This is a genomic window from Polluticoccus soli, assembly GCF_029269745.1.
Taxonomy (GTDB): domain Bacteria; phylum Bacteroidota; class Bacteroidia; order Chitinophagales; family Chitinophagaceae; genus Polluticoccus; species Polluticoccus soli.
The window spans coordinates 1,049,226-1,063,439 of the sequence record NZ_JARJHT010000001.1 but is presented as its reverse complement, the minus strand read 5'-3'; the positions used below and the strand labels follow the sequence as shown (position 1 = coordinate 1,063,439).

The 14,214-nt window shown below is 47.2% G+C and carries 12 protein-coding genes; 8 read left to right on the top strand and 4 right to left on the bottom strand.

Translation table 11 applies throughout. The features are described from left to right. Window positions 1–65: 65 nt before the first annotated feature. A complete protein-coding gene (lon, locus tag P2W83_RS04830) occupies window positions 66–2,489 on the bottom strand; it encodes an endopeptidase La (RefSeq protein ID WP_276132564.1) in 2,424 nt (807 codons plus the stop codon). A gap of 132 nt (window positions 2,490–2,621) precedes the next feature. On the opposite strand from lon, the gene P2W83_RS04825 reads away from it, so the two are divergent. After that, window positions 2,622–3,395, top strand: a complete 774-nt coding sequence (locus P2W83_RS04825) for a hypothetical protein (protein ID WP_276132563.1) — start codon at window positions 2,622–2,624, stop codon at window positions 3,393–3,395. 51 nt (window positions 3,396–3,446) lie between these two features. On the opposite strand, the gene P2W83_RS04820 is transcribed toward P2W83_RS04825, so the two are convergent. Then, window positions 3,447–4,589, bottom strand: coding sequence for a TlpA disulfide reductase family protein (locus tag P2W83_RS04820; RefSeq protein WP_276132562.1), 1,143 nt, complete (start codon window positions 4,587–4,589; stop codon window positions 3,447–3,449). Window positions 4,590–4,745: 156 nt separating this feature from the next. Between P2W83_RS04820 and P2W83_RS04815 the strand changes: the two genes are divergently transcribed. From P2W83_RS04815 to P2W83_RS04790, 6 genes are all read left to right on the top strand, one after another. Beyond that, window positions 4,746–5,741, top strand: a complete 996-nt coding sequence (locus P2W83_RS04815) for an HmuY family protein (RefSeq protein ID WP_276132561.1) — start codon at window positions 4,746–4,748, stop codon at window positions 5,739–5,741. Window positions 5,742–5,888: 147 nt separating this feature from the next. Beyond that, window positions 5,889–7,394 carry a F0F1 ATP synthase subunit beta gene (atpD, locus tag P2W83_RS04810; RefSeq protein ID WP_276132560.1) on the top strand — a complete coding sequence of 502 codons (1,506 nt, stop codon included), beginning with the start codon at window positions 5,889–5,891 and terminating at the stop codon, window positions 7,392–7,394. Between the two features lie 5 nt (window positions 7,395–7,399). Further along, window positions 7,400–7,654: an ATP synthase F1 subunit epsilon gene (atpC, locus tag P2W83_RS04805; protein WP_276132559.1), complete on the top strand. Its 255-nt coding sequence runs from the start codon at window positions 7,400–7,402 to the stop codon at window positions 7,652–7,654. Window positions 7,655–7,776: 122 nt separating this feature from the next. Next, window positions 7,777–9,003 carry an ABC transporter permease gene (locus P2W83_RS04800; protein ID WP_276132558.1) on the top strand — a complete coding sequence of 409 codons (1,227 nt, stop codon included), beginning with the start codon at window positions 7,777–7,779 and terminating at the stop codon, window positions 9,001–9,003. A 1-nt stretch (window position 9,004) separates the two neighbouring features. Continuing rightward, window positions 9,005–9,943 carry a GNAT family N-acetyltransferase gene (locus P2W83_RS04795; RefSeq protein WP_276132557.1) on the top strand — a complete coding sequence of 313 codons (939 nt, stop codon included), beginning with the start codon at window positions 9,005–9,007 and terminating at the stop codon, window positions 9,941–9,943. Between the two features lie 21 nt (window positions 9,944–9,964). Continuing rightward, window positions 9,965–10,537 (top strand): hypothetical protein, encoded by a 573-nt coding sequence (locus P2W83_RS04790; RefSeq protein ID WP_276132556.1) that lies wholly within the window; start codon window positions 9,965–9,967, stop codon window positions 10,535–10,537. 4 nt (window positions 10,538–10,541) lie between these two features. Here P2W83_RS04790 and P2W83_RS04785 read toward each other — a convergent pair whose 3' ends face one another. Both P2W83_RS04785 and P2W83_RS04780 read right to left on the bottom strand, forming a co-directional pair. Then, window positions 10,542–10,847 carry a hypothetical protein gene (locus tag P2W83_RS04785; RefSeq protein ID WP_276132555.1) on the bottom strand — a complete coding sequence of 102 codons (306 nt, stop codon included), beginning with the start codon at window positions 10,845–10,847 and terminating at the stop codon, window positions 10,542–10,544. Window positions 10,848–10,851: 4 nt separating this feature from the next. Beyond that, the gene (locus P2W83_RS04780) at window positions 10,852–12,009 is read right to left on the bottom strand and encodes a hypothetical protein (RefSeq protein WP_276132554.1); all 1,158 of its coding nucleotides are present in this window, start codon (window positions 12,007–12,009) and stop codon (window positions 10,852–10,854) included. Between the two features lie 168 nt (window positions 12,010–12,177). On the opposite strand from P2W83_RS04780, the gene P2W83_RS04775 reads away from it, so the two are divergent. Further along, complete coding sequence (locus P2W83_RS04775; RefSeq protein WP_276132553.1) at window positions 12,178–14,208, top strand: vWA domain-containing protein; 2,031 nt, start codon at window positions 12,178–12,180, stop codon at window positions 14,206–14,208. The last annotated feature ends 6 nt before the right edge of the window (window positions 14,209–14,214 follow it).

Here is a 14,214-nt window from a genome sequence, read left to right as displayed (position 1 = left end):
ATAGTTATAAAAGAAAAGGGACTACCACGGTAGTCCCTTCAAATACAATCCGTTAAAGAATGAATTTATTTTTTCATCAGCGCAAAGTTCAGCACCTCACTCATTTCGCTCACGTAGTGGAACTTCATGCCTTTGATGTAGGCTTTGTTGATCTCTTCTACATCCTTCTGGTTTTGCTCGCACAGTATCACGTCTTTGATGCCCGCGCGTTTTGCAGCGAGCACTTTTTCTTTGATACCGCCCACAGGCAATACTTGTCCGCGAAGGGTGATCTCTCCAGTCATGGCCAGGAAAGGTTTGATCTTGCGGCCGGTGAAGGCTGATGTAAGCGCAGTAAGCATCGTTACACCAGCGCTCGGTCCGTCTTTAGGTACTGCACCTTCAGGTACGTGTATGTGTATGTTCTGCTCTTCAAACTTCTGGGCCTCTATCTTATACTCAGCAGCATGCGCTTTAAGGTACGATAGCGCAGTAGTAGCACTCTCTTTCATCACATTACCCAGATTACCAGTCAGTGTCAGGCCGCCTTTGCCTTTCGACAAGCCTGTTTCGATGAACAGGATATCGCCGCCTACGTAGGTCCATGCAAGGCCTACAGCTACGCCCGGTGGATGGCCTTTGGTATAGATGTCGTTGGTGAAGCGCGGCTTGCCCAGTACTTTTTCTACTTGTTGGTCGCTCACCGTTGGACTCACCTTCTGTTCCAGGGCCACGTCTTTGGCAGTAGAGCGCATAATACTGGCCATCAACCTGTCTAGTTCACGTACACCAGACTCGCGGGTGTATTCCTGCACGATCTTGTTGATGACTTTATCATTGAACTTCATCGGCACTTTGTTGAGGCCGTGAAGGTCTTTTTGTTTTGGTATTAGGTGGCGTTTGGCTATCTGTATCTTTTCTTCAGCACTATAGCCTGTCAGCTGGATAATTTCCAACCTGTCGCGCAAGGCAGGTTGTATGTCGGCCAGCGTGTTGGCAGTAGCAACAAACAGCACTTTCGACAGGTCGAACTCCAACTCGAGATAGTTATCGTAAAACGAATTGTTTTGTTCAGGGTCCAATATCTCCAGCAGGGCAGAACTTGGGTCGCCTCGGAAGTCTTTACCGATCTTGTCTATTTCATCGAGAATGAACACAGGGTTGGCCGACTTTACTTTACGCAGCGACTGAATGATACGGCCGGGCATAGCACCGATGTATGTCTTGCGGTGGCCACGCAGTTCACTCTCGTCGTGCAGGCCACCAAGGCTCAGGCGCACATACTTTCTGTTGATAGCATTTGCAATGCTCCTGCCAAGCGATGTCTTACCAATACCCGGAGGGCCAACGAAGCATAGTATCGGTGATTTCATATCACCTTTCAGCTTCAACACGGCCAGGTATTCCAGTATGCGGTCTTTTATCTTGTCCATGCCGTAATGGTCATGGTCCAGTATCTTTTGCGCCTTCTTCAGGTCATAGCTGTCTTGTGTGTAGCTGCTCCAGGGCAGGTCCAGCATCAGGTCCAGATGGTTATAGATCACCGAGTAGTCGGGTGTGCTGGGGTGCATACGCTCCAGCTTCTCTATGTTTTTCTGGAAAAGTTCCTTCGCTGATTCCGGCCATGTGATGCCTTCAGCGCGTTTTTGCAGATCTTTTATTTCACGCTCATTAGGATCGCCACCCAGCTCTTCGCGTATAGACTTCAACTGTTGCTGCAAGAAGTACTCGCGTTGCTGGCGGTCAATGTCGGCGCGTGTTTTATTGGTGATCTCGTTCTTCAGTTCTACCAACTGCAGTTCTGCCTGCAGCAGTTGCAGCAGTTTCTCTGCACGCGTTTTGATATCATTCTCTTCCAACAATGCCTGCTTTTCAGAAAGCTTGGCGGCTATATTAGAAGCGACGAAGTGCACGAGGAACGATTGCTGTTCTATGTTGCGCAGCACGATGCTTGTTTCAGTCGGCATATTGGGCGACTGCTGTGCGATGCGTTCTGAGTGGTCTTTGATAGACGACACCAGTGCATCGAACTCGGCATCCTGCTGCGGAAATTTATCTTCGAGGTAACGTATGTGTGCTGTGAAATATGGATCTACCTGCGAGAACGCTTCTATCTGGAAACGCATACGGCCCATGATGAAGATGGTCGTATTGCCATCGGGCATTTTTATCTGCTTCACGATGCGGGCCAGCGTACCCACCTGGTAAACGTCTTCGGGCATCGGGTCTTCGTTGTTGCTGTCTTTTTGGGCTACAACGCCTATCCACTTGCCGGCCTTCTGGGCTTCCGTTATCGCTTTTACTGATTTCTCGCGCGCTACGGTAATAGGTAGTACCACATTCGGGAACAACACTGTATTCCTTAATGCGATGATGGGTATCTCTGTTGGAAGACTTCCTTTTTCCTGTTCATCCATCTCGTCTTCGCCCAGCGGAACGATGGGCATGAATTCCATTTCCTGTTCCTGAACACCGGTGAACATATCGAACATTGCTTTCATTTCGGACATTATGACAATTTTCCCCGCCTTAAACTACAAAACGGGAGAGTAAATATAGTTGTCAATACCTATGCCAACGCCAAAAAGCTGCAAATTTTACAGGCAATTTGTTTTATATCTTTACCCCAAACCCCGATGTATATGAGATTGGCTGCCAGCCTTACTCCTTTATTTTTAGCTAATTGCCTTTTTGCCACACCCGCTTTGGCGCAGCATATAGACATAAATACCCTGGACGATACCACCGCTGTAGAAATACAGGCGGAGGTAAAAAGCAAGACTTTCTATTGGAGCAATGGCCTGGACGCCGCTATTTTCTCCACTTCTACCATCGACAGGCCGGGTGATGACGGAGCACTTACACCGCTTAGGTTCACTTTTTTTGTCAATTATGGCATGAACATCAACCATGATTTCAGCAACAATTTCGGTGTGTTTAGTGGGCTGGGTATCAAGAACATCGGGTTTATTGAAAAATTCCACGCGCTTGATAGCACGGTAAAGCGCAGGGTGTATACGCTGGGCGTTCCGCTGGGTATTAAGATCGGCAACCTTGGTAAACGCAATTTCGTGATGCTGGGTGGCGGTGCCGATCTGGCGTTCCATTACAAGGAGAAAGGCTTTATCCGCCGCGGCAATAAGACCAAAACAAGGGAATGGTTTAGCGAGCGTACACCGCTTATTATGCCAAATGTTTTCCTCGGTGCCTCGTTTTCCCCCGGCTTTACCATCAAGGCGCAGTATTATCCCGGCAATTTCCTGAATAAAGACTTTACTCAGACTGCGGCTGGCGTTAAGGTGCAGCCATATGCCAGCTACCAGGTCAACCTTTTCTTACTTAGTGTTGGCATTGACATTCACTACAAAAAAGTAAGGCTGATCGCTCCCAAAGATGACGGTAAAAGAACTATGTAAAAAGAAACGCGCTTCTCACGAAGCGCGTTTCTTTTAATCAGGCAGTGACAATTATTTCAGTATTCCCGCAAGCGTGGTCTCCAGGTCGGCGCCATGCAGGTCACGGGCAATGATCAGGCCGTCAGGGTCTACCAGGAAGTTGCTGGGGATAGACTGCACATCATAGTTGCGCGCAGCTACAGATTCCCAGCCTTTCAGATCGCTGATGTGTGTCCAGGTCAGCTTATCATCCTCGATGGCCGACGTCCATTTGTCCTTGTTATCGTCCAGCGATACGCCTAGTACGGTAAAGTTCTTGTCTTTGAATTTGCTGTATGCAGCTACAACATTAGGGTTTTCAGCCCTGCATGGTCTGCACCATGACGCCCAGAAGTCAACCAGTACGTATTTGCCTTTGAACGAAGCCAGCGATACGTCTTTACCGTCAGGGGTAGTCAGTATCAGCTCAGGCGCGGCAGAACCGATGGCTGGCCCCGCAGGAGCTTGTTGCTGCTGCTGTGCACCCTGGGCCGCTTTCAAGCGGTTATAGTCGGCAGCAAAATCTTTGGCCATTTTAGCATTGGGGAAACGCCCCGGCAGGTTGGTTACAAACGCATCAAGGTATTGACGCTCTACCATTGGGTTCAGCATACGGGCTGCAAACAGGGCATTGGGCAGGTATTTGGTGGTATCCGAATATACTTCAATAAAGCGGGTGAAGTTCATGTTCATCTCCTGCAGGTCGGTCTTAGCCTTGGTCAGCATGCTGTCGTTGCCGCGGGACTCAAATGTGTCTATCACCACGCTCATGGTGTTAAAATCACGGAGGTGATTACGTACCGCCAGCAGGAATTTCCTCAAGCTTTCAGAACTAGAAGAGCCCGAAACCGTGTAGTTCTCCAGCGCTTGCCAGTCGCCTTTTACATCAACATTGCTGTTGTCGATAGACAACAGGACAAACTTATTCTCGTCAAAACGCAGGCGGTACAATCCCGATTCAGGTGCGCTGCCCGACAGTTTGAAAGAGCCATTGCCATTGTATTTTTGAGAATCGAGGATAACGATATCATTAATATTAAGCTCCTCGAGGTAGATATTCTGGGCCGGCATATTGGTAATATTGCCGGTAATAGTGAACTTATTTTTCTCTGATCCGCAAGAAAATAGGAAGATTACAGGTGCAATAACAAAAAACAACAGGTGTTGTACACGCATTATGAGTGAATTTTTCGCTGCAAACCTAATTAATTATTCGCTTTTTAGGGGCGATGGACATGCCAAGGTCATCTTTTGGGGGATTTTTTAACAAACTGCCCTGAATGACAAAACTCTGACATAACATTATTGACGCTAATAGATATTTGCATTGTCATGAGGACGTACCAAATTAGTTTTCTTTTTATTGCAATAGGTTTCCTGCTGGCTTCCTGCGAGAAAAAAGAAAGTCCTATATCCCTGCCTGAAAAAGGTGTCGCCGCGATAGATCGCGTGGACATGGGCGAGGATTACCATGACCAGATCTTTTACGATTTCGAGAAAGGGTACCCCGTTTATACCAGCGCAATAAATTGCTGGGACCTCGCGTTTGAGGCGTCTCCTACCGGTTTTCATGTATTTATGAATGGTGGTAAGGATATGTGGGTATACAATACACACCAGACCGATATCAAGGCTGTGCTGGAGCCGCCAAAAATAAAAGCAGGCGAATGGCAATTTGACTCGCCTTCGGGCCTGCCAGATTCTACTGCTATTGGTAACTGGAAGAAGAGCCGCAGGGCTGGCAGCGATGTGTATGTGGTAAAAATGAACCCAGCCCATTTTAAAGACACGTTCAAGAAGATAGTGCTGGTTGACTATTCAACCACCGAGTATCAAATGATAATTGGCGATCTGAGGAGTACGAACACCAAAATGGTCAGGATACCCAAGGACGATAAATACAACTTTGCTTATTTCAGCTTTGACGATGGCGGTAAGGTTGTTTACCCGGAGCCACCCAAAGATTCCTGGGATATAGTGTTCACGCGCTACAGGTATATTTATTATTATCTGAACAACTTCCCTTACCTGGTAAGTGGTGTTCTGCTCAATCCTTATAAAACTACAGCATTTGCTGATTCGACCTCCGGTTATGAAGCAGTTACCATAAACAGCGTAGCTACAGCCAAATTCCTTAAAAACCGTGATGTGATCGGTTTCGACTGGAAGTATTACGACATTCCCAATGGTAAATACACGGTCAACAAGAAAAAGGCCTACGTGCTCAACACCCGCCAGGGCCAGTTCTGGAAGATCCGCTTCCTAGATTTCTACAATAGCGCCGGTGTAAAAGGCAGCCCTTCGTTCGAGTACGAGCGACTCCAGTAACCTGAAGTGTTTATGTATATTTAATATTTGCATGGCTGATTGGGGGCAATTTTCTTTTTCCCTTTTTACTTTTGACATTTCCGCTGTATACCCTTACCTTTGCGCCAAATTTCAGAGAATCCATTTCTTTTTATATAACTGAGTATTATGCCAAACGTTGGTAAAATCAAACAAATCATCGGTCCGGTTATAGACGTGCACTTCAGTGCAGAGAACAAACTGCCGGAAATCTATAACGCATTGGAACTGACTCGTCCTAACGGCGATAAACTGGTTCTGGAAGTACAACAGCACCTTGGTGAAGACAGCGTACGCTGCGTAGCGATGGACGGTACTGAAGGTCTGGTACGCGGTATGGATGTAGTTGACACCGGTAAAGCGATCGCTATGCCTACAGGCGAGCAGATCCACGGTCGTCTGTTCAACGTTACCGGTGATGCCATCGATGGTCTTCCTCAGCCTAACAAAGCGAATGGTCGTCCTATCCATGCTAAACCGCCGAAATTTGAGAACCTGAGCACGGCTTCTGAGATCCTGTTCACAGGTATCAAAGTTATCGATCTGATCGAGCCTTATGCAAAAGGTGGTAAGATCGGTCTGTTTGGTGGTGCGGGTGTAGGTAAAACCGTACTTATCCAGGAGCTGATCAACAACATCGCGAAAGCATATAGCGGTTTGTCAGTATTTGCCGGTGTGGGCGAGCGTACACGTGAAGGTAATGACCTGATGCGTGAGATGATCGAAGCTGGCATCGTGAAATACGGTGAGAAATTCAAACACAGCATGGAAAATGGTGGCTGGGACCTGTCTGCAGTTGACCAAAACGAGCTGAAAGAATCAAAAGCTACTTTCGTATTTGGACAGATGAACGAACCCCCAGGTGCCCGTGCACGTGTGGCCCTGTCTGGTCTTACCATGGCGGAATACTTCCGTGATGGCGACGGCACAGGTAAAGGTAAAGACATCCTGTTCTTCGTAGATAACATCTTCCGTTTCACCCAGGCAGGTTCTGAGGTATCGGCTCTTCTGGGTCGTATGCCATCAGCGGTGGGTTACCAGCCTACACTGGCTACAGAAATGGGTCTGATGCAAGAGCGTATCACTTCAACTAAAAACGGTTCGATCACTTCGGTACAAGCAGTATACGTACCTGCGGATGACTTGACCGATCCGGCTCCGGCAACAACCTTTGCCCACCTGGATGCGACAACCGTACTTAGCCGTAAGATCGCGGATCTGGGTATCTACCCTGCGGTAGATCCTCTGGATTCTACATCACGTATCCTTACTCCACAGATCGTGGGTGACGCACACTACAACACTGCTAACCGCGTGAAGCTGATCCTCCAGCGCTATAAAGAGCTTCAGGACATCATCGCTATCCTTGGTATGGATGAACTGAGCGAAGAAGATAAACAAACAGTAGCACGTGCACGTAAAGTACAGCGTTTCCTGTCTCAGCCGTTCCACGTTGCCGAGCAGTTCACTGGTCTGAAAGGTGTACTGGTTCCAATCGAAGACACTATCCGCGGCTTCAACATGATCATGGATGGTGAAGTTGACGAATATCCTGAAGCAGCATTCAACCTGGTAGGTAACATCGAAGATGCTATCGCTAAGGGTAAGAAACTGATGGAACAAGCTAAAAACTAATTTTAATGCAATTAGACATTCTGACACCTGAGCATAAAGTTTATAGCGGTACTGTATCTGGCGTACAGCTCCCGGGCATCGAAGGTTCTTTCGAGATACTGGACAAGCACGCACCTATGATCGCTACGCTGGGCAAGGGTAAAATGAAGATCATAAAAGACAAGAACACTACTGAGCTGTATGAAATTTCAGGCGGCTTTGTAGAAGTGCTGAACAACAAAGCAAGCGTGCTGATAGAAAGTGCTACTGCTCTGGACTAGGCATTGTCTCAGACTTTACTGAAAAGGAACCATCATCGATGGTTCCTTTTTTCTTTGCCTATTGGCAGAGTTCTTTTAAACCGTATTCTGAGGTTCACACCTTATATTTGAAGGCAGACAGAATGAACTTACCATTTTTCATAGCCAGGCGGTTTATGTTCCGGGGCAGGGACGGGTTCTCGGCTTTCATCATACGCCTGGCCATAGTGGCTACTGCGCTCAGCGTGGCGACCATGATCATTACCGTGGCCTTCATTAGCGGTTTCAAGCACGAGATACGTGATAAACTGTTCAGCTTCTGGGGACATGTACACATTACCCCATTTACGCCTAATGCCAGCACCATCATAACGCCTGATCCTATAAAGATCGACCACAGGCTGGAAATGCAGGTGAAGCAAATGCCGCATGTGCAAAGCATGGATGCTTTTGCTGTTCGTCCGGGTATAATCCATACCAACGACCTGATGGAGGGCGTACAACTAAAAGGCGTTGATAGTAGTTACAAGTTTCCCCGGAGTATTACACTCACTGGCAGGATCGACTATTCAGATACTTCATACTCTAAAGAAATATTGCTATCGACCGTTATGGCCGGCCGGCTGAAAGTGAACGCCGGTGACGAAGTGCAATTGTATTTTCTTGAGCCGGGCTCTACACTGCCGCGTATACGTAAAGTAAAAGTGGCTGGTACGTTCCATACAGGCATGGACGAAGTGGACAAAGAGTACGGCATTTGTGATCTGCGATTGCTGCAGCGTATTAACAGCTGGGGGCCTAATGACATCAACGGCTACCAGGTGATGCTCGACAAAGAAGAAGCGTCAGACACGGTGTCGATGCAAATATTTAACAATTACCTGGAAGCGCCGCTCACCACGCACACCATGGCAGAGATATTTCCCAATATCTACGACTGGCTGCAACTACAGGATGTAAATGCACGCATCATCATCATTATTATGGCAGTGGTAGCTATCATCAACCTCGCAGTGGCCTTGTTAATACTAATAGTAGAACATGCTCGCATGGTCGGTCTGTTCAAAGCGCAAGGTATGACGCAGGGCAGTATGCAGATGATCTTCCTGTATTACGCGGGCCTTATTGCAGCTATGGGAATATTAGCTGGCAACCTGCTGGGTATCGGGCTTTGCATATTGCAACAGGAAACTGGTTTTCTTCGCCTGTCAGAAACTACCTATTACGTGCGACAGGTGCCCGTTCGCATTTTCTGGTACGACGCAGCACTTATTGATATTGGTACGCTGCTACTCTGCATACTTTGTATGTGGCTTCCCTCGTTGTATATTCGTCGTATACAACCGGCAAAGGTGCTGCAATTCAAATAGCTTGACCAACAAAGAACAATACCGTGCTTTCTGCAGTCGTCGTAACGATCTGCCACCCTTCCTTTGCGATTGGTGGATGGATGCTACTTGCGATGATTGGGATGTTGCTATTGAAAAGAACGGCGATAACATCGCGGGTGTGTGGCCTTATGCTATCAGCAAACGCATAGGCGTTGAGTTGCTGCGCAATGCAAGGCTCAGTCCTTACCAGGGGCCTTTTGTTTCATTTCCTGCCGACCTTAAGGAAAGCAACCGCGATGGTTTTGAGCATGAAACGATCTCTGCAATGCTGAAACAAATACCGTCGGCTAAGGTGTGGAACCTTGCGTTGCAGCCCGGTATCAGGCAGGTAGGTATGTTTAGGAATGCGGGTATGCAGGTACAGGTGCAACAGACTTTTCTCATTGATCTGCATCCAACCGAGCAGGAACTCTTGTCGAACATGAAGGAAAATCTGCGACGCAACATACGTGCTGCAGAGAAAGAGTTCGATATTGCTGATTCTTCAGAACATCTCAATAAGCTATACGAATACCAGAAACATACACTGACAGGCAAGGGGGCAGGACAGCCATATTCGCTGACCGACATGCAAAAACTTATGGATGCTTGTATGCAACATAATACTGCTGCGCTATGGGTAGCGAAAAAAGGCGGCGAAATACAAGCGCTGGTTTGGAACGTATGGAGCGCAGACACGAGTTATTACTTCATGGGTTCGCAAAAGCCGGGAGGCGATAGTTACCGCGCAATAACAGCCTTGTTATGGCATTCAATAAAAGAAGCAAAACAACGCGGCAACAAAACATTTGACCTTGAAGGTAGCATGGATGCTGGTGTAGAAAAGTTCTTCCGCAGCTTTGGTGGAAGGCGTGAGTTATACCTTGTGCTGAAAAAGAATCATTCCTTTATCTGGAAGTTGAAAGAACTGGTTTCCTAACCTTAACTATAAACACACTATATGTCTTCACGAAATCTGTTCCGCATCATTTTAAAGGTGCTGGGTCTATTCCTGATCAAAGACTTGCTGTTCAGCCTAATGCAACTTATCACTTTTCTGATCGAGGTCTTTACCGCCAGTAACAGCGACGGTTCCGGGAGTTTAATCGGATTGCTGGGTACCGCCGCAATTGTTGCTGTTCACCTGTTTTTGATGTGGTTTTTGCTGTTTAAGAATGATGTCATTATCGAAAAACTGCAACTTGACCGTGGCATTGATACGCAGTTGTGGCCTGCACCCGGTCATGATACCGGAGGAGTCAGATTTAAACCGATTATTTTGCTGGCATTGCTGCTTGTAAGCACTTATATCCTTGTTGAGGAAATACCCAATTTGATAACCCTTGCGTACAATAGGTATCAGTTCAGGCAATTCGAAGAGACGACAAGAAGCATTGGTACTTCACTTGTCTTATCTGTAGCAAAAATTACCGTTGCAGCTTTGCTTATTGGCAACTGCAACGTCATCACTGCTTTTATTGAAAGTAGGATAAAAAAAGACGAAGACGCAGTCCCAGGGCACAATGACCGCTGATTTTTTATTGCCCTACATATTCCAGTGCAGCCTGCGCAAAGCCCTTCCACTTAGCTTTATGATCATAGGGTATCTGCATCCATTCTTTCATTGCCCGGCCTTTGCCCGATGGGTCGAACAAGACCGCACCTTTTAGCTTCATTGCTGCTGCATGTTCGTCGCCCGTTAGTTTGCACACCAGGCAGTTTTGAAAAAAGCAGATAAAAGCCTTGTTGTTGATTTTAAAACAAGGTTTGCCAAACATCTGGCTTTCTACTGCGTCTTTTAGGCTGTTGCCGATCTCTGTATATAGTTTTTGCTCTTTGTCCATTGTATTAAAAATTCAGCATCGGGTGGCGTTTAAATTCCTTGTTCCTGTCGAATAGGTAGCGAAGGGTTTGTAGCGTACGCGAACGTATGGGCGTAAGGCTTTCAGCGATGTTGATCATTTTCGGATTGAAATCGCCTATCCACTGCATCTCATACTTCTCATACTTGGCCGCTGGTTGTATCACCTTGGCGCCCTCCACTATCATAAAGGCATCCACGCCTTTGCCCTGATGTTCGGGGATGATGCCGAAGGCTATACCCAGAAAACGATTGCACTTACCAAACTTCTGTAGCCACAGGAATTTCAGTTTTTGCAGCAGGCCAAACTTGCCGTTCAGGTGTTTGAAATACTGGTTCAGGTCGGGCAGGTTTACCCAAAAGGCAATGGGTTCGTCTTTATAATAGGTAAACCAGATAATGCTTTCATCCATCACAGGTTTCATCTTGTCAAACATCTTGCGTACTATCTTTTCTTCCAGCGATTTGCCACCGCCATGCAGCGCAAATGCCTTGTTGTAGATGTAGGTAAAATCCTTGGCGTATTTCTCGAGCTGGCTTTTCTTTATATGCCGTGCACTATAATTCGGGTCTTTTGATATCTCCGCGTGCCGTGTAAAGAATTTCTCACTTAGCTGATCTGTCACATTCATGCCAAAGCACACCTGGTTGAAATAGGTTTCAAAGCCGTAGTTCCTAAACAATTGTTCGTAGTAGGGTGGATTGTAGTTCATGCAATACAATGGCTCCTGGAAGCCATCCACCTGTAGGCCCCACCATCGCTCGCGCTCACCGAAATTTATAGGGCCGTCCATGGCTTCCATTCCACGGTCCATCAACCATTTTTTGCAATGGTTGAACATTAGGTTGGCGGCCTGTTGGTCGTTGATGCATTCAAAGAAACCAATGCCACCGGTTGGTTGGTCTGCCTTGTACTGCTTGTTGGTAAACGCTGCTATACGTCCAATGGTCTTGCCGCTGTCATCTTTCAACAGCCAGCGGGTGCATTCACCTTTTTTGAAGAACTTATTCTTCGCCGGGTCAAATACCTCTTCAATATCCTTATCTAGCGGACGGATCCAGTTCGGATCATTTTTGTAAAGCTCTACGGCCATCTCCAGGAACTCTTTCCTGTCAGTATCCGTTTTCACCTCGTGCATGTGCATGGCAGCAAATATAGTAGATTGGGGGCTTTGCTCTTTGAAACCAATCTTACAACATAGCTGATTTATATTCCATAACAATTTTAATATGAAGCGGTTTTAGGACGCAATTAACTTTATTAGCATAATTCACCCATTCAACTTAATTCAATTCGATTAAATTGCAGTAGCATGCAATGGTTCCTCTGGTTACTGGCCCTACTTATATCTGCCGCTGCGGGGTACTGGGTGTACCGCGCCGACGTAAAGCGGGCAGTCCCTTATCCGTGGCTCACTGCCTTATTAAGAAGCATGGTTATCCTGCTCACGTTGCTATTGTTGATAGCCCCGGTTATTACTATTACCAGGAATGATACCCAGAAACCGATAATCGTATTGCTGCAGGATGAGTCGCAGTCCATTGCACACAATCTTGGAAAGGATACCACTACGTATACCAAGGCCGCTCAAGGTCTGGCGGAAAAATTATCCGACGACTACCGGGTAGTAACCTGGGGGTTTGGCGGCAGTGTACAGACAGATAGTCTTTTCCGTTTTCGCCAGCAGGCTACGGATATATCAACAGCTATGGCCCGGGTGCAGGAGTTTTATGGTGGGCAAAACCTTGGCGCCGTTATCCTGGCCAGCGATGGCCGCTTTAACCAGGGCAGCAACCCGCTTTACCAGCAAACCACTTTGCGCAGTCCATTATACACGGTTGGCATTGGCGATACGGCATTGCAAAAAGACATTCGCATTGCGCAAGTGTTTTCTAACAAGACGGTAGCGCTCAACAGCCAGTTCGAGATAAGGGCTGATATAGTAGCAACCCGTTCCAATGGCTATAGCAATAATGTGACCTTGTCAGAAGCAGGTAGTACTGTCGGCACTTCAGCATTTACAGTTGCTTCCAACCGTTATGACCGCTCCGTGTCGTTCACCGTTCGTGCCGATAAACCGGGGCTGCACCATTACATAGTTAATATACCTGCTGCCGATGGGGAACAGAACACGGCTAATAATCGCCGCGATGTATTTGTAGAAGTGGTGGATGAGAAGAAAAATATCCTGATTGTAGCCGCAGCGCCGCACCCAGATATCAATGCGATACGCGAAGCGCTGGCCGGTATGGAAAGTTATAGTGTTACCGTACGCATGGCCGATGAACTGCCTGCCTCTTATAGCGAGTATGATGTACTCATCCTTCATCAGATACCTTCAGTTAGTACTGGATTTGGTAACCTGCGTGATATCGATAAACCCATGTGGTATATCCTTGGTTCACAGTCCAACTACAGCCAGCTTAATCAAATGGGATTGCCTGCCAATATCCCGATGAATCCGGGTGCGTTGCGTAACGTATTCGCTGTTTACAATACTTCGTTCAATGTATTCACACTGCCGCAGACTCTGAATTCGGTAATGGATAAAATGCCGCCTTTAAATGTATCGAACGGTACAGTTCAGCCTCAGCCCGATGTGAACATAATGATGCAGACAAAGAACGGCGACAACATGCCGCTCTGGATGTTGAAGCAGGGGAAATCGCCGGTAGCCATACTGGCGGGCGAAGGCATCTGGCGCTGGAGGTTGTATGAGTACAAAAACTTCAACACGCACAATGTTATCGACGAATTGATCCGTCAGACTGTGTCTTTCCTATCAGTAAACAGCAACGATAAGCCTTTCCAGGTGCAGCTGCCCAAGTATGTCTGGAGCGACCAGGAAACGATCAGCCTGAACGCGTATCTACTCAATGCGAATAATGAGCAGGTAAACACCCCTGACGTGCAGCTGAACATCACTGATAGTTCGGGCCGGAAGCAGAACTTCTCTTTTGAGCGTGCAGGTAGCGCCTACAAACTGAATATCGGTATCTGGGCAGGTGGTACTTACAATTATACAGCCACAACCAGCTATAATGGCAAGCCCTATAACGTTTCAGGAAGCTTTGTGGTAGAAAGCATGCCGCTGGAGTTGATGCAAACAGGTGCCGATTATCCACTGCTCTACGGCATGTCGAAAAAGTATGGCGGATCGTTTGTGCCTGCAGCTAACATTGGTTCGCTGGCAGACAGCATTAAGAAAAACGGCAACATCAAACCTGTTATACAAACCAATGTTGACACAGTACCGCTGGTTGACTGGAAATGGTACTTCTTCCTGCTTCTGGCATTTGCCGTGGCTGAATGGCTGATGCGGAAGTACTGGCTGGCACAATAAAAGTTT

Bases quoted from the DNA above. Each gene is read 5' to 3' on its own strand.
- P2W83_RS04780 (WP_276132554.1), bottom strand. From the start codon at position 12,009: ATGCACATGCACGAGGTGAAAACGGATACTGACAGGAAAGAGTTCCTG.
- P2W83_RS04820 (WP_276132562.1), bottom strand. From the start codon at position 4,589: ATGCGTGTACAACACCTGTTGTTTTTTGTTATTGCACCTGTAATCTTC.
- atpC (WP_276132559.1), top strand. From the start codon at position 7,400: ATGCAATTAGACATTCTGACACCTGAGCATAAAGTTTATAGCGGTACT.
- P2W83_RS04790 (WP_276132556.1), top strand. From the start codon at position 9,965: ATGTCTTCACGAAATCTGTTCCGCATCATTTTAAAGGTGCTGGGTCTA.
- P2W83_RS04785 (WP_276132555.1), bottom strand. From the start codon at position 10,847: ATGGACAAAGAGCAAAAACTATATACAGAGATCGGCAACAGCCTAAAA.
- lon (WP_276132564.1), bottom strand. From the start codon at position 2,489: ATGTCCGAAATGAAAGCAATGTTCGATATGTTCACCGGTGTTCAGGAA.
- atpD (WP_276132560.1), top strand. From the start codon at position 5,889: ATGCCAAACGTTGGTAAAATCAAACAAATCATCGGTCCGGTTATAGAC.
- P2W83_RS04825 (WP_276132563.1), top strand. From the start codon at position 2,622: ATGAGATTGGCTGCCAGCCTTACTCCTTTATTTTTAGCTAATTGCCTT.
- P2W83_RS04815 (WP_276132561.1), top strand. From the start codon at position 4,746: ATGAGGACGTACCAAATTAGTTTTCTTTTTATTGCAATAGGTTTCCTG.
- P2W83_RS04800 (WP_276132558.1), top strand. From the start codon at position 7,777: ATGAACTTACCATTTTTCATAGCCAGGCGGTTTATGTTCCGGGGCAGG.
- P2W83_RS04775 (WP_276132553.1), top strand. From the start codon at position 12,178: ATGCAATGGTTCCTCTGGTTACTGGCCCTACTTATATCTGCCGCTGCG.